Raw genomic sequence first — 20,258 nt, 5'->3', positions numbered from 1 at the left:
TGCACTCACACGCTCGCGTCGTAGGCGGCGCGGGCGGCGAGCACCTCGGCCAGGTGCTCGCCCGACCAGTCCACGATGCTGCCGAACACGGGGGCCAGCGTCGCGGCCAGCGGGGTCGCGGCATACTCCACGCGCGGCGGCACCTCGGCGTAGTAGGTGCGGGCAACCAAGCCGTCACGTTCGAGCTGACGCAGGCGCTGGGTCAACACCTTCGGTGTCAGGCCGGGGATTCGCTGCTGCAATTCGGTGAAGCGCAGTCGGCCGTCATGGGTCAGCACCCACAGCACCTGCGTCGACCATCGCCCGAAGACGAGGTCGATCACCGGCGTGATCGGGCACGGATCCACAGTTGCGGTCACCGCCGCGCGGGGCACAGTGGTCATCGATCCTCCAGTCGAGCCGCTTTCCTCTTGGTAACTACTATACTTTGGAAAGTACTGTGAATCCCAGCAGCCGCACACACCGCATGAGTGAGCGAAAACCCAAGGGAGCACAGCAATGTCGACGACAGTGCACAACCGGCCGGGACTACCTACGCGATCCGGGAACCCGCCTCTCACGCGAGCGCACAATCCACACCAGCAACTCGATCAGACCGCGCCGACGATCCTGCAAGAGACCCTGTGGGCGCGCATGGCCACCCTCGATGGCGTCATCGTCGGCCGCAGCAGCGTATCCCTTGCCGACACCCGCGCACTGCATCTGCGACCGGCCGACGCCGGCGGTCCCGCCGAGGCCTTTCTGGCGGGCACCGAATTCGCGCACCTGCACGGGTCCGCCGACGGCAGCCTGCACATGTGCCTGCCGACCGAGGTCGTTGCGGAGGCGATCACCCGCGGCTGGGCGGAGCTGCATCCGATGGCGCGACAACGATTCCTGCCCGCGACGGTGGTGATGGTCTACGGGCCGCGCGACACCGACGAATTGAAGATCACTTGGCGGTTGGTCCGTGCCAGCTACCAGTTCGCCCGCGGAGCGCGCGGGCGAAACACCCAGCCCGTCGGCAACTGAGGAGATATCCGTGAACACCGCTCAGCCCACCACCTACCTCACACTGGCCGCCGACGCCCAGAATCTGCTGTTCCGCGAGGCGCGCACCGCCAACACCTTCGCCGACCATCCGGTCGACGACGAGCAGATCCGTGACATCTACGAACTCGTCAAGTACGGGCCGACCTCGATGAATCAGCAGCCGCTTCGCGTTGTGCTCGTGCGTAGCCCGCAGGCGCGCGCCCGCCTCGTCACTCACATGATCGACAACAACAAGCCCAAGACCGCCGGCGCGCCGCTGACCGCAATTCTGGCCGCCGACTTGAACTTCCACGATCAGCTGCCCAAGGTGTTCCCGCACGCACCGGATGCCAAGGACTACTTCGCCGACGTCGCCTACCGCACGGAATCAGCACGCTTCAATGCCCTGATCCAGGTCGGCTACTTCATTCTCGGCATCCGCGCCGCCGGGCTGGCGGCAGGCCCGATGAATGGCTTCGACGCCGCGGGCGTCGACAAGGAGTTCTTCCCCGACGGAAACCACAGCTCGCTCGTCGTGGTCAACATCGGCAAGCCGGGACCGAACGCCTGGTTCCCGCGTTCGCCTCGGCTCGACTACGACGAGGTCGTGACGACGGCATAGTTTCCCGGCTGATTCGGACAGGGTCCCCGGCCGTCGCGGGGTCCCTGTCCCGATCGGTGGCTCGAGCACCGGACTGTCCGAACTTTTCGGAGATGCCAGAGACCGGCGATTCGCCGGTCCTGGGTATAGGCTTTCGTCTGCCAGTCGGCAGAGGTCCACGGACGCCCGTGGGTGCGCTGGCGGCAATCGGGTGCAGGCCGCCCGAATAGGGATCGGAGATGGTGTTGCTCGAGGTGTCGCTCGACGGAAGCATCGCGACGATCTCCACCGGATCCAGCGAAGGCCTGCTCTCCGAACTGGTGGAGCACCTGCGGCAGAACCGGACGATCCTGCGCGAGGAATGGGCGCGCCGCATCACTGAAGCACAGCTACTCACCGCGATGACACCCGATGAGATGTTCTCCGAGGCGACATCGGTGTACGACAACTATGTCGCGGTGCTGGAGACCGGTTCCGTGGAAGCGCTGCAGGCCTACGCACGCGATCTCTCCGAACGCATCATTCCGCGTGGTGTGGAAACCGATGAGGTCCTCGGTATCGTGCTGTTGCTGCGCGATGTGCTCGCGCGCTCGTTGTTCGAGAAATACCAGGGCGACTTCGATCTGCTCAACCAGGTACTCGACGCCTACGAACCGGCCGCCAACCGCATCGCCAACACCGTGGGCGTCTCCTTTGTCCAGGAACGCGAGCGCATCATCCGCCAACAGCAGGAAGCGATCCGGGAGTTGTCGACTCCCGTGCTGCAGGTGCGTGAGCAGCTGCTGATCCTGCCGATCATCGGTGTGCTCGACGGGCAGCGGGCCCGTCAGCTCACCGAACAGCTGCTGAGCGCCATTCGACACAATCGCGCCAAGGTCGTCGTCATCGACATCACCGGTGTGCCGACGATCGACTCCACCGTCGCCAACCACCTCGTCCAGACGGTCGAAGCATCCGGGCTGATGGGCGCGAGCGTGATCATCACCGGCCTGTCCTCGGAGATTGCGTTGACGTTGGTGACGATCGGGTTGGACCTGTCGAAGATGAACGCCGTCGGCGACCTGCAGGGTGGCATCGAGGAGGCCGAACGCCTGCTCGGCTACGACGTCACCCGCAGTGGCACCGGAGATTTTCTGCATACGGGCGAACGCTGAGCAGACCGTGCGGTCGAGCGGGCATCGACAATCCATAATGTCGGCAAAAGCGCCCGCATATCACGTCGGTGGTGACGTACGGTGTCCGTCGAAGACCGAGCACTCATGAAAGTGGTTGTGCCCGAGCCGGAATCGCGAGGAGGAAACATGAGCTCCCGGTTGTTGCTGCGGCGTCTCGGCACGCTGGCGCTGGCATACGTGATGACGGTGACGATCGCGGCATGCGAGGACAGCCGTTCCGAAGCACCACCGGCCGGCGAAGAAGCGTTCGTCTCCGTCACCGAGGTGGATCCGACGATCCTCGTCGATGCTCGCTATTTCGGGCAGCACAATTTCCTCGGTACCCGCGTGGCCGGATATGAGGCGCCCAAGTGCCTGTTGACCAAGCAGGCGGCATCGGCCCTCGCCCAGGTGCAGCTGGAGTTGCGGCCGATGAATCTCACACTGAAGACCTACGACTGCTACCGCCCGCAGCGCGCCGTCGACCACTTCGTTGCTTGGGCCCGCGATCTCGCCGATGTGAAGATGAAGGCCGAGTTCTACCCTGCGGTGGACAAAGCGAATCTGTTCCGAGACGGCTACATTGCCGAGAAGTCGGGCCATAGTCGGGGCAGCACGCTGGACCTCGCCATTGTGGCGCTGCCCGCGCCCGAGGCCGAGCAGTATCACGAGGGCGATCCGCTGCGTGAGTGTTTCCGGCCCGCGGATCAGCGATTCCGTGACGACATGCTCGATTTCGGCACCGGATACGACTGCTTCGATCCCGCGGCGCACACCGCGAACCCGGCCGTCGGCGGCACCCAGCGGGCAGTGCGCACGCTGCTGACGAACCTGATGGACGAGCACGGGTTCAAGAACCTCGCCGAGGAATGGTGGCATTTCACCCTGAGGGAAGAACCCTTCCCACAGACCTACTTCGACTTCCCCGTCCGCTGAGACCGCCCCCGCCGGCCGTTCAGGGCAGCGGAGCCGTCGTCGCGTTCGTACGCTCCACGTATTCGTCGTTGATCAGGTGGTAGGCCTGCCCCAGATCGTCGAGGGCCTGCCGCCATCGGGATTCGGCGTCACCGTCGCCGGGATTGCGGCTCAGCGCCAGCAACGTCTCGGTGGCATCGGCCGACCGCGCCGCGGCATCGAGCAGAATCGGCGCGGGATCGACCGTCGTCTCGGCGGCCAACGCCTCGATACGGTCGCGCAGCCGGCGTGCGTCTACACCTGCTTGCACGCAAGCATTCGCATAGGGCGCCTGCCGGGCGCTCATCGCGGCAGCGCGAGCGACCTCGTCCGAGGTCGTCGCCGTGGCGAGCACCTGGCGCATTTCGCCACCCAGCGCGTGATACAGCAACCCCACCAACAACGACCGCTCCGAATCGGGCCCGCGAAGACCCGTGCTGTCCGGCTCGCCGATCTCCACAGGATCTATGTGCAGAATCGCCAGCACGGCCCGCAACTGTGCGATCGTCACCATCGTGTAGCGCTCCCCATCCGTCGCAGCGGCCCTCGGCCGCACCATGGGACCCTGGCAAAACAGTAAGGTCCGGACAAAACCGGCGGACCATTAACCCGCCCGTAGCCACTTTGCCGGTCCGGCGAGTGCATAAAGGCCAACTCGGGTGTCCTCAGCCCGCCACTACCGCGACGACCGACCGGTTCTCGACTCCGCTGGGCACGGTGCCCGCCTCGCTCAGTGCACCGGCAAGATGGTCCGACAGCATCTCGCACATGGCGGCCAGCTGGTCCTTGCGGTCGGAGTCGAGGGCGTCGAAAACCAGGCTCCGCACCGTGTTCAGGTATTCCGGAGTCGCTTGGTCCACCTTCCGACAGCCATCCGCGGTGATGACGGCGTACACCCCGCGCAGTCCCGCTGCGGCGCTGCGCACCGCCCAACCCCTGCGCTCCAGCTTCGACACGGCATGGGACAACCGCGGTGTCGAGGCGTTCGCCGCGCCGGCCAGTTCGGTCATGCGCATCCGATGATCGCACTCTTCCGACAGCAGCTCCAGCACACGGTATTCGAAATGGGTGACCCCGAATTCGCGTTGCAGCAAGCCATCCAGGACACCCGGCAGGCGTGTCGTCAGCGTCACCATCGCCCGCCAGGCCCGCTCTTCGGTGTGATCGAGCGCCGTCGCCATGTCTTGCCCCCGCTTTCAGCCAAGTGACATCGAGTCCCGTGTTCGGATGTGCACCGCGTCGGCTACCCGACGCGACGACAATAGTTTGCCGTGCCTTCGCTGGATCCACGAAACCCTATATAAACGAGCGAACACTGTCCATGGGTTGGACAGATTCTGAGATGTGGTTGTCCGCCGGGTCTGTCACGACCCGATCCCTGCGTATCGTGCGGTCGCCGACGCCGACGCTTGTCTACCGCGCCTGCAAATGCCACCCCGGCCCAGCGGAGATCGGCTGGCCGTCGCGTCCTCGTAGACGATATATGCCGGGCTCGGATCGACCTCGAAGCAGTCGATTCGCCGTCGTCGGCGAAGCACAGGTCGATGTCCGACAGCTCGAGACCGAGTCGGCGTGTCAACCGGACGCATTGCTCGCCAACCCTGTCCGGGATGGTCACGCTGATCGAACACAACATGAGCGAGACCGGCAAACGACAGCTCGCGCGCCACCACTGTGAATGGCCGGCCCCTTCTCCGCCGGGCCATGATGGTGGTGACAGGCGTACACGCGCCCGTCGACGGTCGACGGGCACTCGAGCGGGCCTGATCCGGCCATGGTGTGCGCGCCGAGCGAGATCCCCTGTGCCGCTCGGGACTTCAGCGCTGCCACGAATGCTCGATTGAGCCGCACGAACGAAGCCGCCGTGGTTAGGTTCATCTGGTTCGGAATGGGTGTGACAAGGTTGTGCAGGAGAATGGACGATGACGGGTTCTGAGTCGGTGGGCTTCGACACGACCAAACCGAGCATCGCGCGCGTCTACGACGCGCTACTGGGCGGGACGGACAACTATCCCGCCGATATTGCGGTCGTCGAGCATCTTGCCGAGACGCTGCCGGAGATCAGTGAAGTCGCCCAGGTGAATCGGGCCATGCTCGGTCGCGGCGTCCGGTACCTCGCGGGCACGGCAGGCATCACACAGTTCCTCGATCTCGGCGCCGGGCTGCCCACCATGGAGAACACTCACCAGGTCGCGCAGGCGTTGCAATCGGGCGCGAAAGTCGCCTATGTCGACATCGATCCGGTCGCGTTGGCACATGGTCGCGCGTTGGTGGAGAACAACGAAGGGACGGTGGTCGTGGCCGCGGACCTGCGCACCTCCACCGAAGTTCTCGACGATCCCGCGGTTGGGCAGACGATCGACTTCACCAGCCCGGTCGCTGTCATGCTCGTCGGGATCTTGCATCACCTCCGCGACGATGAGGATCCAGCGGCCATCGTCGACAGCTATCTCAGTGCCGTGCCCTCAGGCAGCCACCTGTTCATCACCCACTTCTGCGACTCGGGCCCGGAGGCACGCGCGCTGGAGAAGTCGTTCCTGGAATTCCTCGGCACCGGCCGGTTCCGAACGCACGAGGAGGTACTCGACCTTTTCCGGGGTCTGGAACTGGTCGAGCCCGGTCTCGTGTACCTGCCCGAGTGGCGGCCCGCCGATGGAGACCCCGGCGAGCTGACCATCACCCAACGGCTGATGGTCGGCGGGATTGCGCGCAAACCCTGAGGGTCGTCCGCTGCGTTGGCGCGCGGATCATGGCGCCTGAAAGTACTATGTACGTACGCAGAAAGTAGTGTGCGACGGGATGCCGGTCCCACCACCGCCACTACTGGAGGTGAACTATGCGCGTACGGAGATTCGGCGAGCTCGAAGCGGTCATCATGGACCGAGTGTGGGATCGCGACGAACCGACTACTGTCCGTGGGATTCTCGACGAGATCAGCGCCGAACGCGAGATCGCGTACACCACGGTGATGTCGACCATGGACAATTTGCACCGCAAAGGCTGCCTCGAGCGGGAACGCGTCGGCAAGGCATACTGGTATCAACCCACGCTGACCCGTGAGCAGTACAGCGCAAGTCTGATGCACGAGGCCCTCCATGGCGGTGGCCGATCAGATCTCGTGCTGGCCTATTTCGTCGAGCAGATCGATGCCGAGGAATCAGCGGGACTGCGTGCTGCGCTGCGACTTCGGCGAGATCTGCCGCAGCCGAGGTCGGCGGGAAGCCTGTCCCAGCAACAGTGAACGCGGCCGGCGACATCGAAGGGTGTCGGAGGACTCGGGGGGCTTGCCACACATGGCAATGCGACTCACACTACGCCCGCTGCCGTACACACCGGACAGCCGCCGCCGCACGCAATGACAGGTCCGGTTCAACAGCTTTCCGACACAACACCTTTCACAGCCGACCCGACCGGGATTCCTGGACGCACCCCACTTCCTGGACAAGCAGATATTACGTATGTAGATAGTAGGTGTCCGCTAGGTTAAGTGCATTCGCGGTGCGCCGCACGGCTCGACGCCGATCGACAGGAGGAACGCCTTGATGCGTTTTCACGCATTCAAGACTTCGAAACAGCGCAGCACCGAGCTATGCGCCCGGATCCGACGACCTGTCGCACAGCGGGCCGCCGGATGAGCGAGGCGGTCTGCCTGATCCTCTCCAGCTTCGCCGTCGCCGTGCTGGCTCCACGCCCCCTCGCGCGACTCACCCACCGCGGCATTGCGCCACAGTTCGAGCTGGTCGCGTGGCTGAGCGCGATCGGGTCGGTAATCGTCTCATGGACCGTGGTCCCGGTGATCGTCATCGCCTACGTGATCGTTGATTTGGCCGAGCCGGGCCGCCCGGTCCTCGACAGCTGCTACACCCAACTGCACGACGCCGCCACCGGTCACTACGGAGTCCTGGTGCAAGGCGGGTTCATCGCACTGACGGGGTTCGCCATGTGCGCAGGAGTGGTGCTGCTCGTCCGCGTCGGACGGTGGTTTCTCCTGGCCCGCAGCACCACCCACGAGCACGCGCGTATGGTTCGAATAGCCGGGCGGCACGATGCCGGATTGGATGCCATAGTGCTCGAGGTCGCCCAACCGGCCGCCTACAGCGTGGCGGGCAAGCCACACACCGTCGTCGTCACGCGCGGCGCGATCGCCGCTCTCGACCAGCACCAGTTGCGTGCCGTATTGGAGCACGAGCGTGCCCACCTCGCCGGTCGGCACCATTTGTGGCTCGCACTGACGCGAGGGCTCGCGGCCAATCTCTCCCGGATCGAGCTGTTCACCCTCGGCGCGGGCGAAGTCGCCCGACTCCTGGAGATGTGCGCAGATGACGCGGCCGCGCGCGTGCACGGCCGAACGGCCGTATTGCGCGCCCTGCTCACCCTTTCCGGCATCCCCGAAGCCGCCTCTGCGGTGCTCGGCATGAACGGGGTCGACCTCCCCGCGCGCGTCGAGCGGCTGATCCCACCGATCGAACCGCGGCCGGGAGTTCGCGCCCACCTCGCCCTGGGAGTTGTTGTCGCACTGGTCATTATCGGGCCGCTCGCGTCGGCAACCTTGGCCGCCATAGGCATTGCCGTCTCCGCCCCGCTGCTCGGCTGATCGTCGCCATCGACTATGCCCCGTTGCGCACGGCATCGGTCGCGGGCTGTGCAGAAGGTATTCGAGCGGGAGTGACCCCAGGTAGTGCCGATTGCCGATCCGAGGATCCGACTGTCGGATGAAACATTCTGATCACGCAATCTTGCGTATCACGCAAGATTGGATATTGTCGGAAGCATGGCATTCGTGCTCGGATTGCGGGAACGTAAGAAGCTGGCGACCCGTGAAGCGCTGGGATTCGCCGCACTACGGCTGGCAGTGGAACGAGGGCTCGATGATGTTCTCGTCGAGGACATAGCTGCTGCGGCAGGCGTTTCGACGCGTACGTTCAACAACTATTTCACCAGCAAGTACGAGGCCATCTGCGCGCTCGCGGTGGATCGGTCGCGGCGGATCGCGGACGGGCTACGTGAGCGGCCGGGCACGGAGGCACTGTGGCCCGCCGTCATCCACGCGGTGCTGACCGAGTTCCGTGACGCCGAAATCCCCGATCCGGCCTGGACGAAGGGCGTGCGGCTGATCACTCGCGCGCCCGCGCTGCAAGGCGAATACCTCAAGGCACAGGCCGTGATCCAGGAAGCGCTCGCCGAAGCCATCGCCGAGCGGACCGATCGGGATCCCGACGCCGACATGTTCCCGCGGATCATGGCGGGCGCCATCTCCGCCGCACTGCATGTGGCTATCAACCGGTGGGTCGACTCCGACCCACCCGTTGCGGCGCTGCCCATCATCCGGGAAGCGTTGCAGCAACTTTCGTTACTTCCAGGAGCCTTTCCGATGGACATTCCGACCAACCACACCCTCACTGTTCCCGGCGCGAGTTTGCACTACGAAATCCGCGGCGCAGGTCCACTTCTGCTGCTGATCCCCGGCGGCAACGGTGAGGCGGGCACCTTCAACGCGCTCGCCGAGCGGATGGCCGACCGTTACACGGTGGTCTCCTACGATCGGCGCGGATTCTCGCGCAGCCCGCTCGCCGGACCTCCGGAAGACCGGGTGACGGCCGACGGCGCCGATGCCGCAGCATTGCTCGACCACTTGACCGATCAGCCCGCCTATGTGCTCGGCAGCAGCTCCGGTGCGGTCGTCGCGCTGGAACTGCTCAGCAAACACCCCGAGCTGATCGACACGGTGGTCGCACACGAACCGCCGCTGGCCGGTCTGTTGCCGGATGCCGACAAGTGGCTGGCATTCCTGGACGGCATCCACGAAAAGAGCCACAGCGAAGGCACTCCCGCGGCAATGGCGGCCTTCGGCGCGGGTATCGGCCTACAGATGGGCGGGCGCCCGCCGGCCGAGGATCGGTCACCCGAGGCAGCGGCGATGTCCGCACGGATCCAGCAGAATCTGAAATTCTGGATGGAACACGAACTTCGCCAATACCCCCGCTACACACCGGACTTCACGAGTTTGCAGGCCGCGGCCGGCAAACTGGTGCTCGCCACCGGTCACGATTCGGCGGACACATTCACCGCCGAGCCGAATGCCGTTCTCGCCGAACAGCTCGGGCTGGACGTGGCGGAGTTCGCGGGCAATCACGTCGGCTACATTTTCGCCGCCGACGAGTTCGCCGCGCAACTGGCGGACTTGCTGACCAGCCGGGCCGGGGCCACCGCATGACCGCACCGTGCGGTGCACCACGACAAGTCGCTGTCTGCGGACCACGTGACTGCACCCACGCGGACGCGATACATGCCGCCGAAGTCGGTCTGCTTCTTGCCGAAGCGGGGGTGACGGTGCTGTGCGGTGGCGGCGTCGGGGTGATGGCCGCTGTCGCCGAAGGCGCCTCTCGCACAGGCGGACTCGTCATCGGTGTCCGCCCCGACACCGACCGCAGCGCGGTCTGCGCGGGACTGTCAGCCGTGCTCTATACGAACATGGGTGAGGCGAGGAATGCGATTCTTGTGCGCTCCGCCGACGCGGTGATCGTCATCGGCGGATCATGGGGCACACTCTCCGAACTCGCCCTCGCCCACCACCGCGGAGACATCCCCGTGGTCTGTCTCGGCGGCTGGCAACTCCGCGACGCGGGTGGAAACCCCATCGACGCAGGACAAGTCGCTACCGACCCGGCCGACGCAGTCCGCCGGGCGCTCGACCCGGCCGGCTGATCGAGCGACCGACAGACAGACACACCACGGAACCAATTCAGGACAGGGCTCACAGCGGAGCGATCGAGGCCGCCTCCACTCGGCGTTCGGATTCCTGACTGTGCGGCTTTCCCTCGTTGGCTCAGCCCGGATATCAGACACCGCGAGCGAAGTCCGCCAATAGTGAAGGCACAGCGGAGTCGAACCCGGCGACATCGACCATTCCGGCGTCAGACGGGTCCGCAATGGTGAAGTTGGTGGCTGTCATGCCGACCACCACCAACTTCGTATCCGGGTTGATCTCGCATCGATACTGCTGCAATGCCTGATGCGAATGCATGCCCAGCCCAGGTTTCGCTGTCGGTGTATAGGGAGAACACATCGACCTCGAGCTTGCGCTGCAGTGCACACAAGATCGGCAGCGAACAGTCGACCTCGGGTTCGGCCCCGGGTGGGGCGTGCGGAGGACAGGGAGATGGGCGTGTAAACGCCGGCCGGGGTTTCCGTTGCAGGGTAACCGACCGGCTTCGGCCCGCCTCCGCCGTCGACAATGAGTGGACGAGGAGGGTGGTCGTGGTGTTGGCGACCGGGTTTGCCGCTCGGCTACGACGGCAGTGCGGATCGGCCTGGATGTTGCGGTACCAGCGACCTTCCGTACCTGACCACGACATGGTCCGCGATAGTCACCAGTGACTGCGGCGCCGCTGTGGTGAACTCAACCAACGTGACCGGACTGTCTGCGTGGCGAGCGCTCCCAAGCACGGTGAAGTCGGCGATTGCCGCCGCAGTGGTGGAGAAATCACAGACCGCGCCGAGCCTCGGTCAACGCGAATAACGGCAGATCGCGGTGCTTGTTCACCCACATACCCGTCGGAAAAGGCGTAGTGGCAGCGGTAAAAACAACGTTAAGGTAAGAAGCGGGTGTGCCGGGAAGTCTGGTCGGCGGTGCTTCGTCGTGTGACCTCGCGAAAGGACATCCCGTGTCTACTCGGCAGTGCCGACACGGCCGACCCCGACATCGCTCACAGGCGACGATCGTTGGTAGGCGACGCCGGTGAGCACCGTCGAACCCTTCGCCCTCGTAGTGCTGATCACCGCCCTGGTAGGCATCGCCGCGGTGCTGTCGAACCGACTCGGCGCGTGGCTACCTGTGCCGACACCGGCTCTGTTTCTGGTCGGTGCCGCCGTGGCCTCCGACGTCTGGCCACAACTGGGGCGAATACCGATCAGCGCCGTCGAGCATGTGGCGACGGTCGCCCTGGCGATCATCCTGTTCGACGGCGGCATGCAAATCGGATGGAAACGCTTCCGATCCGCCGCGGGCGCGATCGTCTGGATCGGCGTGGCCGGAACCTTCGTGACAGCAGCGGCCCTCGCCGCCGCCGCACACCTGCTCTTCGGCTTCGACTGGCGGATAGCGCTACTGCTCGGCACCGCACTCGCACCGACCGATCCGGCAGTGGTGTTCTCGGTACTGGGCAACCGCGAAATCTCCGGCCGCAGCGGCGTGCTGCTGCAAGGCGAGTCCGGCGCCAACGACCCGGTCGGCATCGCCCTACTGATCGCGCTACTGGGTGCCACAACATTCGACACCCAAGCCATCGCGCACGCCACCGGCGAGTTCGGGCTGCAAATGGTCGTCGGTGCCACCGTCGGTGTCACGGGAGGGTTGGGCCTGCTGTTGTTCATGCGTCGCATACCCCTGCCCGCCGCCGGGCTCTACTCCCTGCGAGTTCTGATGTGTGCCTTGGCGATCTACGGCGCGGCCACCCTCGCCCACGGATCCGGATTCCTCGCCGTCCTCGTCGCAGGCATCGTCATCGGAGATCAACGCGCACCCTACAAAGCCGAAATCGCACGGTTCCACTCCGCACTGGCAAACCTCGCCGAGATCGTCGTATTCGTCATGCTCGGGCTCACAATCCAACTCACCGGCCCCGACGGAATCAGCCAAGGCGGCGCCTGGCTGATCGGCCTCGTGCTCGCCGTTCTACTGACCCTGGTGATACGACCACTGCTCGTCGGCGCGCTGCTATGGAAGGTGGACCTCGCCCGCGGCGAGCGGGTATTCGTGCTGTGGACCGGACTCAAAGGCGCAGTACCAATCCTGCTCGGCACCTTCATCGTGCACGCGGGCATCACCGACAGCCATCGCGCCTACGAAATCATCTTCATCGTCGTCGCGTTCTCCGTCATCGTCCAAGGAGGCCTCGTCCCAACCCTCGCCCGGCGACTCGGCGTGCCCCTGCGCACCGTCGACCCCGAACCATGGGGCATCGGAGTGCGCTTCCGGCACGAACCACACGCACTACACCGCTACACCATCACCCCCGGCTCACTCGCCGACGGCAGCACCCTCGCCGACCTCCCCTCCGACGACATCTGGATCAGCCTCATCATCCGCGACGGCCGACTCGTCGCCGGAGCAGCCGACACCACCCTGCACGCCGACGACGAAGTCCTCGTCATACTCCCCGACTCCGAAACAAGCCCACACATCACCGCCATCTTCACCGACCCCAAACCCAACCCCACCGGACGCCCACCAGAGACACTTTGACACCACAGACCGCCCACCCCACGCAATCCGGTGAACATCGGCACGATCCGCAACGCCGCAGCATCACACTTCGACGCGGCTTTGGTGCCATCGCGGGGTCGGCAGTCCAACAGCATCTCCGACCGCAGCCGGTGAGGGACCCGGTTCTCGCTGAACCCGTCCAGGAGGGCGGGCACGACGCTGTCAGTCGTGTTCAGCCGCGTACTGCTCGCGCCAGCGGTCGATCAGCGGGACCAGCTCGTTGGTCATGTAGGCGTAGAAGTCCTGCATTTCATATAGGCGGTGTGCGGTGACGGTGTCCTCACTGGTCGCGTCGATGCCTTCCTGGGCCGCGGTGCGCATGGTGGCCAGCATCGTGTTCTGCTGCGACATCAATGCCGCCCACGCGCCTCTGCGGAAGCGATAGTGGTCGCGGCGGCTGCCCGGGGCCGGCACGCGTTCGATCAACCCGACCGGGATGAGATGTTTGATCGCGGTCGAGACCGCGCCGGAGCTGATCGAGAGTTCCTCGCACAGATCGGCGGCGGTCATCGTGTCCTGCTCGGTGTAGAGCAGGGCTGTCATCACCCGAGCGGTGGATCGCTGCATGCCGCCGCCGTCGGACAATATCAAGGCCAGCTTCTCCGCGGCTGCCCGCAATCGCTCGTTGGTTCCCACGTGTTCAAACGTAGCAAACCTCCAACTGTTCCGAATATTTACAGATCTCTGAAACTTCAGTACGATTGAATGATGGTGAACGTGATTGAGCTTCAAGGGCTCAGCAAGACCTACGGTTCGGTCCGAGGTCTGGTCGAGTTATCCCTGGAAGTCCGCAGCGGCGAGGTGTTCGGTTACCTGGGCCCGAACGGAGCAGGCAAATCGACAACCATCCGGCTGCTACTCGACTTGATCCGCCCAACCGGCGGCTCCGCCCGGGTTCTGGGCCTTGACCCACGGGCGGACGCAGTGGCGTTACACGCGAGGATCGGGTACCTCGCTGGAGACTTCGTCGTACCGGGCCGCCAGCGCGTTGGTGCGACGCTGCGATTCCTGGCCGCTCTACGCGGCGGCGTCGATGCGCAACGGATCGACTCGCTGTGTAAACGGCTCGAATTGGATCAGGGCGCACTGGTCAAAACCCTCTCCAAGGGCAACCGGCAGAAGCTCGGGCTGGTGCAGGCGTTCATGCATTCCCCGGAGCTGCTGATCCTGGACGAGCCGACCTCGGGTCTAGACCCTCTCGGTCAGCAAACCTTCCTGGAGATGACCGCCGAAGCGGCGGCCAACGGTCAGACGGTGTTCATGTCGAGCCACATCATGAGTGAAGTCGAGGCGGTCGCCGACCGGGTCGCCATCATCCGTGAAGGGAGCCTGGTGGCGCTGAACACGGTGACAGGGCTGCGCGCCAACGCCGTTCGCAATATTGAGGTCACCTTCACCGAACCGGTCACCCTCGCCGAGTTCACGACAATCCCGAATGTGACCAGCATCGAAGTGGAGGGCACCACCCTGCGTTGTCAGGTAAGCGGCAGCCCGGACGCTTTGCTGCGGACTCTCGTGGCACACCAGGTCGTCGCTTTGTCGGTGACCGAACCCGCGCTCGAAGACCTGTTCCACGGCTACTACACCGGAGAATCCGATGCTGCCTGACATCTACACCCAGACAATTACCGACAATCGCCGCTCGCTGGTCGCGTGGTCGGCCGGCATCGCCGCAGTCGGTCTGATGTACGCCGGGTTCTACCCACAAGTGGCGAGCGGCGGAATGGCCGACGCGGTGCAGAACTACCCCGATGCGATGCGTGAAGCGCTGCGCCTGGACGACATGTCCTCGGCCGCAGGCTATCTCGGCTCCAGCGTGTTCGGGCTCCTGCTGCCGCTGCTGGCGATGATCTTTGGTGTCACCTTCGGTGCCCGCGCCATCGCGGGCGACGAGGAATCCGGATACCTGGACCTGTTGCTCGCGTACCCGGTCAGCCGAACCCGGCTCGCGCTGCAACGCTTCACCGCTCTGGTCACCGGCGCTGTCGCGATCGGGATGCTGGTCTTTCTCGGCATGCTGACGATCCGATCCGCTGCTGATCTCGACTCGATCAGCGTCGGCGAGTTTGCGGCCCAATGCCTCAACCTGGCCCTGCTGGCAATCACCTTCGGTGCACTGGCAATCGGCCTCGGCGCCGCCATCGGACGTCGCGGACCCGTCCTCGCCGGTGCCGCAGGAATCGGGGTACTCACCTACGCCGCCTACAGCCTCGCCAGTGTCCTCGGCGCCGACTGGCTGAAATACCTGTCACCGTTCCACTACTACATCGGCGGCGAGCCGTTGCGGAATGGAATGCAATGGGCCGACGCCGCAACCCTTTTGGCTATCTCAGCGGTCCTGTCAACCGCGGGCCTGGCCTGGTTCAACCAGCGCGACCTCAACTCCTGAACAGCTCGAGGGTGCCGACGCCACGGCGGGCGGCGCCCTCGAACCGTCGCCCCTCTAGCCCTACGACCGGAGATGAACCGGCTCAGTTCGTAGTGGTGTCGAGCAGCAGGACGGACTCGGCGAGGTGTCCGTCGCAGCTCTACCACCGTCACCCGGTACCGGTGGGTGGACTGTGGTGCGCGCTGACTGCCATTGCTGCGGAGGCCGACAGGGCAGATCTGTTGTGGTGGTGGATCGTAGACGGTTGTCGGTTTGCCTCAAACATGCTTTTACGGCATCTTTACGGGTGGTGCGCCGGGAAGTCTGGTCGGCAACCCGGTCCGTGACCACGGGTCGGGCAGTCCGGTCATGGGGAGACTGCTGGTGCTTACCTTTACCGACGGCGGGGCAGTATCCGATCCAGCGGCTGGTGCCGACAAGGGCAGATGTACCTCGACAGGGGTCGGCCGAGCCGTATCGTGCACATGTGCACGCAAGTCAGATAGCCGAGGACTATCCGTCGGTGACCAAGGACTCCGATGCGCTGGCCGCAGCGAAGCTGCTGGCCGAGCATCGACTACCTGGCATCGTGGTAACCGACGGCGATCGCGTGCCGCGAGCAGTACTGCCTGCCTCGCAGGTGGTGCGCTTCCTGGTGCCGGGATACGTGCAGGACGACCCATCGCTGGCGGGGGTGTTATCGGAGTCGGTGGCCGATCGGGTCGCGGATGCATTGCGCGGCAAGACCGTCGGCGAACTGCTCCCGAAGTCGACATCGAAACCGGTCATGCCGGTGGTCCGCGCCGACGACACCGTGATCGAAGTCGCCGCGTTGATGGCGCGGTGCCGATGCCCGCTGGTCGCGGTGGTCGACGGGACACAGATGGTCGGTGTCATCACCGCATCGCGGTTGCTGCAGGTAGCCCTCGCCGCCACGTGAGCGGGGACGGTCGCGCGGGTGACCGGCGGTGACCGCGATCGCGGTCACCGCGTTCGTAGTGGCGTATCTGTTGATCGCCACCGAACGCATCCACAAAACCAAAGCCGCCCTCGGTGGCGCCGCGATCGTCCTCGCCGCAGGTGTACTCGACTCGGGGGAGGCGTTCTTCTCCCACGACACCGGGATCGACTGGGATGTCATCCTGCTGCTGTTCGGGATGATGATCATCGTCGGGGTGCTCCGCCAAACCGGCGTATTCGAATTCACCGCGATCTGGGCAGCCAAGCGCGCCAAGGGATCCCCGGTGCGGGTGATGATACTGCTGGTACTCATCACCGCGGTGGCATCAGCGTTCCTGGACAACGTCACCACCGTGCTGTTGGTCGCACCTGTGACGCTCCTGGTATGTGACCGCCTCGGGATCAAGCCCACACCGTTCCTGATCGCCGAAGTGCTGGCATCCAACATCGGCGGCGCGGCAACCATGATCGGCGATCCACCCAACATCATTGTCGCCAGCCGAAGTGGGTTGTCCTTCAACGACTTTCTCATCCACATGACACCGATCGTCGCGATCGAGTTCGCGGTGTTCACCCTGATCCTGCCCAGGCTGTTCCGCGGCTCCTTCGACGCCGACCCCGATCGGATCGCCGACGTAATGGCAGTCGACGAACGCGAAGCCATCCGCGACCGGCCGCTACTTGTCAAATGCGGTGTCGTGCTGCTGGCGGTGTTCACCGGGTTCGTCGGTCACTCGGTGCTACATGTCGATCCGGCTGTCATGGCACTGCTCGGCGCCGGGGTACTGGTGCTCATCTCGGGCACCGAACCCGAGGACTATCTCTCCGGTGTCGAGTGGGAGACGTTGCTGTTCTTCGCCGGACTGTTCGTCATGGTCGGGGCATTGGTCAAGACCGGGGTCGTAGAGGCGATGGCGCGATGGGCCGCCGACGCCACCGGCGGCAACGCTCTCCTCGCGGTGATGCTGATCCTGGTGGTGTCCGCACTGTTGTCAGGCATCATCGACAACATTCCGTACGTGGCCACAATGAGCCCGCTGGTCGCCGATCTCGCCGGCGGTATCGACAACCGGGTACACGCGGATGCGCTGTGGTGGTCGCTGACCTTGGGCTCGGATTTCGGTGGCAACCTGACCGCAGTCGGCGCCAGCGCCAACGTCGTCATGCTCGGCATCGCGGCCAGGTCCGGGTCACCGATCTCATTCTGGGAGTTCACCCGCAAGGGCGCGGTGGTCACTGCAATCACGATCGTTGTCGCCGCACCGTATCTGTGGTTGCGCTACTTCGTATTCAACTAGGACAGTTTGGCGCAGCGGCGGCTTGTGGCACCGCGGTCGCTCTGACAGAGGGGGTAACCCATGTTCGTTACGCTTCGCGACGCGAGTGGGGCGGGTCTAGATCACCTCACCGTGGCTCTGGGCTGGGATCCGGTCCGTCGGCGCCGCTGGTTCGGCCCCCGCAGCGAGGACATCGATCTTAATGCGGCGGCCCTGTTGTTCGCCGGTGACCAGATCGTGGAGGTCGTCTACCACGAGCAGCTCATCTCACGCGACGGCTCGGTGCGACACCTCGGCGACAGCACAAACGGGGAAGGTAAGGGCGACAACGAAATAATTGCTGTCGACCTGACAAGGTTGGCGCCCGAGGTCACGACCGTGATCTTCATCGTCACCTCGTACTCGGGTCAAACCTTCGAGCAGATCGAGAATGCGTTCTGCCGGGTGGTCGATGGCGGGTCAGGTATCGAAATCGCCCGCTACGATCTCAGCGGCGGCGGGTCGTATACCGGCCTGGTGATGGGCAAAGTGGTTCGCTCCAACGGAGTTCGGCAGTTCGAGTCGATCGGCGAGGGCATCCGGGCAAGACATCCCGTCGAGGCGATTCCGCAGCTGAGAGTCTTCCTGACATAGCCGCATCGCCCTCTAGCCGATTCGCGAGTGGATCGAAGATTGCCGCAGCTTCGCAGCGGCCAACAGCGGCCTTTCTCGAACCGGTCGGCGACAAACCCAGCTCCTGACCTCCTACGGCCGACACGCGCCCACGTAGCCACCTGTCCCGCAACTGAAAGGGGAGTATCTCCGCTGATGTCGATACTTCCAGAGGTTCCCGTAAACAAGCCGCTGGACTTCGGCCCCGGCCGGGGTGAGCTATGACCGATTCCGCCGTATTGCGGCATACCGGAGGGCGAACCACGCAAACAGTAACGCGGCGATGCTGGAGAAGACCAGATTGATGGTGACCCCGACAGTGGGATCAACGCCAAGGCGTTGCAGCTGTTGGGTTTTCACCCAGTCGATGCCGTGGACGAGTTCGAAGATCGTCGCCGCCATGGCAATCCACTGGCCCCCCAACAGGATTACCGCGGCCGAACTCACCCATCTACCGCCGCGCAACACCATCGCGGCGGCGACCATCAGCACAACAGCGACGACAGCGAAGACACCGGCCCGGCCGCGGTCCTCATGGGCAAGCGACAACGCCAACCCAGTGATGGCCAGACATACCCCGGTCACTGCGAGGGCGGCGGTCGCGATGCGAAGTGGCCGGTGGAACGCACACACCAACACAATGTCCATCGTATCCCCGTGGCGAGCCACTGGCCTCGCCCGCCGCCGCCCTGGTCCTCGCCGCGCTGCTCTATTGGTGCTGGACCCCCGAGCCGGAAGACGCCGTGGCATCGCCCACGCCACCGTAAAAGCCGAGGTCGTATAGCTCAAACGCCTGCTGTAGTCCGTCGCACCTCCGGCCCATGACAACGAACGAGCCAACACCCATCGACGTGGCATAGCGGCACCAAATCCTGGTCACGGAACCCATAAAGCAGCACCCGCCCAACTCGGGCACCGTGAGCTTGGCCAGCCAGGCGCCGAGATAGCGTCCCCGATCGACGACAAGGCAGCGACCCCGCAGTGCCGGGCACCCACCTCGGCGGCCCGGATGACGAAATTCCGCTGAGAACCGATGCGATTGGGTACTCTGCCGTCAGGCACGACCGGAATCGAGTATTCCTACACCCTGACGGATGCCCTGCCGCGCCGTAGAGGAGTACCAGCCATGGCCGAGGTCGCCGCACTCACCCTCATCGGAATATTCGTCGGTCTCGCCCTGCTCATCCGACACAAGAATCGCTCGCAGGACTGACTCACAGCGAGATCCACGTCCACGCTGCCCCGGCGAGGACGGCCACGACGACGACCAGAACTTCGGACTCGTCCCTGATACCCGGTCCGCCGCGATGTCCATTCCCATTCGCCGGACCGGTGCACCAACGCGACCTCGATGCCTGCTCGGTCAGGCCGCTCCGCAGGCGAGAGCCACGCGCGGACGAGCACCACCCCGCCCCTCCTGATCCACTAACAGTCACCAAAGGCGCCCCACCGCCCCAGCTAGCGCACCTCCCCTCATTGCCACTGTCATCCTCGCCTACTCACGCTCGCTGTCCGTTCCGGATCTAGTTGGCGAATTGAAGAGACTTTCTCGCCGGTTTCTGCACGTACACCTTTCTGCCTTGCTCGCCGAACCCGCACCGTCTGGTAATACCGACACGTCCCGGCTTTGTCAGGGCTGCTCCCACCCTCCCCGTCATCGACCCGGATCAGGCTGCCCTCAGCTTCATCAAGCTGCTGCGACAGCTCAACTCAAAGGCGAAGGTCTCTCACCTCCGCTCAATATCACAGCGCCTCGTGGCGCACAAGGCCGTTCGGCCACAGCAGCATTCAGACCGGCAGACAGGAAACCGTGTTTGTTGTGAATGGTTTTCGCGCCGTTGCCCTTGTCCTGTTCCAGGTGCACGATCCAGGCCGCATCCAGATCCTGGTTGAACGCGGTGATCGGGAGGTGCTCGCTCTTGAACGGGTCGACCGCCCACCGGTTGGGGGCCGAAACCACGATAATCGGCGCGTCCAGCCACAGTTGCGTGTCCGGGCAATTCCGACCCCGGCAGGC

21 protein-coding genes and 1 pseudogene are annotated in these 20,258 nt (G+C 64.6%); 16 read left to right on the top strand and 6 right to left on the bottom strand.

Translation table 11 applies throughout. The features are described 5' to 3' along the window. Positions 1 to 5: 5 nt before the first annotated feature. Positions 6 to 383, bottom strand: coding sequence for a winged helix-turn-helix transcriptional regulator (locus OHQ90_RS23280; protein WP_328400782.1), 378 nt, complete (start codon positions 381 to 383; stop codon positions 6 to 8). A gap of 115 nt (positions 384 to 498) precedes the next feature. On the opposite strand from OHQ90_RS23280, the gene OHQ90_RS23275 reads away from it, so the two are divergent. The 4 genes from OHQ90_RS23275 (at position 499) to OHQ90_RS23260 (ending at position 3,702) form a co-directional block, all read left to right on the top strand. Beyond that, positions 499 to 1,011 carry a luciferase domain-containing protein gene (locus OHQ90_RS23275; RefSeq protein WP_328400780.1) on the top strand — a complete coding sequence of 171 codons (513 nt, stop codon included), beginning with the start codon at positions 499 to 501 and terminating at the stop codon, positions 1,009 to 1,011. Between the two features lie 10 nt (positions 1,012 to 1,021). Next, positions 1,022 to 1,633: a malonic semialdehyde reductase gene (locus OHQ90_RS23270; RefSeq protein WP_328400778.1), complete on the top strand. Its 612-nt coding sequence runs from the start codon at positions 1,022 to 1,024 to the stop codon at positions 1,631 to 1,633. 218 nt (positions 1,634 to 1,851) lie between these two features. After that, positions 1,852 to 2,766: an STAS domain-containing protein gene (locus tag OHQ90_RS23265; protein WP_328400776.1), complete on the top strand. Its 915-nt coding sequence runs from the start codon at positions 1,852 to 1,854 to the stop codon at positions 2,764 to 2,766. A 147-nt stretch (positions 2,767 to 2,913) separates the two neighbouring features. Continuing rightward, positions 2,914 to 3,702: a M15 family metallopeptidase gene (locus tag OHQ90_RS23260; RefSeq protein ID WP_328400774.1), complete on the top strand. Its 789-nt coding sequence runs from the start codon at positions 2,914 to 2,916 to the stop codon at positions 3,700 to 3,702. Between the two features lie 19 nt (positions 3,703 to 3,721). Here the strand turns inward: OHQ90_RS23260 and OHQ90_RS23255 are convergent, their stop codons facing one another. Both OHQ90_RS23255 and OHQ90_RS23250 read right to left on the bottom strand, forming a co-directional pair. Further along, the gene (locus OHQ90_RS23255) at positions 3,722 to 4,234 is read right to left on the bottom strand and encodes a hypothetical protein (RefSeq protein WP_328400772.1); all 513 of its coding nucleotides are present in this window, start codon (positions 4,232 to 4,234) and stop codon (positions 3,722 to 3,724) included. A gap of 151 nt (positions 4,235 to 4,385) precedes the next feature. Next, a complete protein-coding gene (locus tag OHQ90_RS23250; RefSeq protein ID WP_328400770.1) occupies positions 4,386 to 4,901 on the bottom strand; it encodes a MarR family winged helix-turn-helix transcriptional regulator in 516 nt (171 codons plus the stop codon). Between the two features lie 741 nt (positions 4,902 to 5,642). On the opposite strand from OHQ90_RS23250, the gene OHQ90_RS23245 reads away from it, so the two are divergent. From OHQ90_RS23245 to OHQ90_RS23225, 5 genes are all read left to right on the top strand, one after another. Further along, on the top strand, positions 5,643 to 6,440 hold the full coding sequence (locus tag OHQ90_RS23245) for an SAM-dependent methyltransferase (protein ID WP_328400768.1): 798 nt from the start codon (positions 5,643 to 5,645) through the stop codon (positions 6,438 to 6,440). 116 nt (positions 6,441 to 6,556) lie between these two features. After that, positions 6,557 to 6,961, top strand: coding sequence for a BlaI/MecI/CopY family transcriptional regulator (locus tag OHQ90_RS23240; protein WP_328400766.1), 405 nt, complete (start codon positions 6,557 to 6,559; stop codon positions 6,959 to 6,961). Positions 6,962 to 7,351: 390 nt separating this feature from the next. After that, positions 7,352 to 8,314, top strand: a complete 963-nt coding sequence (locus tag OHQ90_RS23235; RefSeq protein WP_328400764.1) for a M56 family metallopeptidase — start codon at positions 7,352 to 7,354, stop codon at positions 8,312 to 8,314. 177 nt (positions 8,315 to 8,491) lie between these two features. Then, the gene (locus OHQ90_RS23230; protein WP_328400762.1) at positions 8,492 to 9,934 is read left to right on the top strand and encodes an alpha/beta fold hydrolase; all 1,443 of its coding nucleotides are present in this window, start codon (positions 8,492 to 8,494) and stop codon (positions 9,932 to 9,934) included. Further along, positions 9,931 to 10,425, top strand: coding sequence for an LOG family protein (locus OHQ90_RS23225; protein ID WP_328400760.1), 495 nt, complete (start codon positions 9,931 to 9,933; stop codon positions 10,423 to 10,425). Before OHQ90_RS23230 ends, OHQ90_RS23225 begins: the two co-directional genes overlap by 4 nt. A gap of 133 nt (positions 10,426 to 10,558) precedes the next feature. Here OHQ90_RS23225 and OHQ90_RS39480 read toward each other — a convergent pair. Next, positions 10,559 to 11,075, bottom strand: a pseudogene (locus OHQ90_RS39480) (hypothetical protein). Positions 11,076 to 11,458: 383 nt separating this feature from the next. Here OHQ90_RS39480 and OHQ90_RS23220 point away from each other — a divergent pair. Then, positions 11,459 to 12,964, top strand: a complete 1,506-nt coding sequence (locus tag OHQ90_RS23220; RefSeq protein WP_328400758.1) for a cation:proton antiporter domain-containing protein — start codon at positions 11,459 to 11,461, stop codon at positions 12,962 to 12,964. Between the two features lie 183 nt (positions 12,965 to 13,147). On the opposite strand, the gene OHQ90_RS23215 is transcribed toward OHQ90_RS23220, so the two are convergent. Beyond that, the gene (locus tag OHQ90_RS23215; protein WP_442941488.1) at positions 13,148 to 13,552 is read right to left on the bottom strand and encodes a GbsR/MarR family transcriptional regulator; all 405 of its coding nucleotides are present in this window, start codon (positions 13,550 to 13,552) and stop codon (positions 13,148 to 13,150) included. A 150-nt stretch (positions 13,553 to 13,702) separates the two neighbouring features. Here OHQ90_RS23215 and OHQ90_RS23210 point away from each other — a divergent pair, with 150 nt between their 5' ends. From OHQ90_RS23210 to OHQ90_RS23190, 5 genes are all read left to right on the top strand, one after another. Further along, positions 13,703 to 14,593, top strand: coding sequence for an ABC transporter ATP-binding protein (locus OHQ90_RS23210; RefSeq protein WP_328400756.1), 891 nt, complete (start codon positions 13,703 to 13,705; stop codon positions 14,591 to 14,593). Beyond that, positions 14,583 to 15,374, top strand: a complete 792-nt coding sequence (locus OHQ90_RS23205) for an ABC transporter permease subunit (protein ID WP_328400754.1) — start codon at positions 14,583 to 14,585, stop codon at positions 15,372 to 15,374. The genes OHQ90_RS23210 and OHQ90_RS23205 overlap by 11 nt, the downstream gene beginning before the upstream one ends. Before the next feature lie 466 nt (positions 15,375 to 15,840). After that, positions 15,841 to 16,293, top strand: a complete 453-nt coding sequence (locus OHQ90_RS23200) for a CBS domain-containing protein (RefSeq protein ID WP_328400752.1) — start codon at positions 15,841 to 15,843, stop codon at positions 16,291 to 16,293. Positions 16,294 to 16,321: 28 nt separating this feature from the next. Beyond that, on the top strand, positions 16,322 to 17,611 hold the full coding sequence (locus OHQ90_RS23195; protein WP_328400750.1) for an ArsB/NhaD family transporter: 1,290 nt from the start codon (positions 16,322 to 16,324) through the stop codon (positions 17,609 to 17,611). A 60-nt stretch (positions 17,612 to 17,671) separates the two neighbouring features. Then, positions 17,672 to 18,223, top strand: coding sequence for a TerD family protein (locus OHQ90_RS23190; protein ID WP_328400748.1), 552 nt, complete (start codon positions 17,672 to 17,674; stop codon positions 18,221 to 18,223). A gap of 237 nt (positions 18,224 to 18,460) precedes the next feature. Here the strand turns inward: OHQ90_RS23190 and OHQ90_RS23185 are convergent, their stop codons facing one another. Then, positions 18,461 to 18,889, bottom strand: coding sequence for a hypothetical protein (locus tag OHQ90_RS23185; RefSeq protein WP_328400746.1), 429 nt, complete (start codon positions 18,887 to 18,889; stop codon positions 18,461 to 18,463). A gap of 385 nt (positions 18,890 to 19,274) precedes the next feature. Between OHQ90_RS23185 and OHQ90_RS23180 the strand changes: the two genes are divergently transcribed. Continuing rightward, a complete protein-coding gene (locus tag OHQ90_RS23180) occupies positions 19,275 to 19,454 on the top strand; it encodes a hypothetical protein (RefSeq protein ID WP_328400744.1) in 180 nt (59 codons plus the stop codon). The last annotated feature ends 804 nt before the right edge of the window (positions 19,455 to 20,258 follow it).

The organism is Nocardia sp. NBC_00403 (assembly GCF_036046055.1).
Classification (GTDB): Bacteria; Actinomycetota; Actinomycetes; order Mycobacteriales; family Mycobacteriaceae; genus Nocardia.
This window is presented reverse-complemented; position numbering and strand designations above follow the sequence as displayed.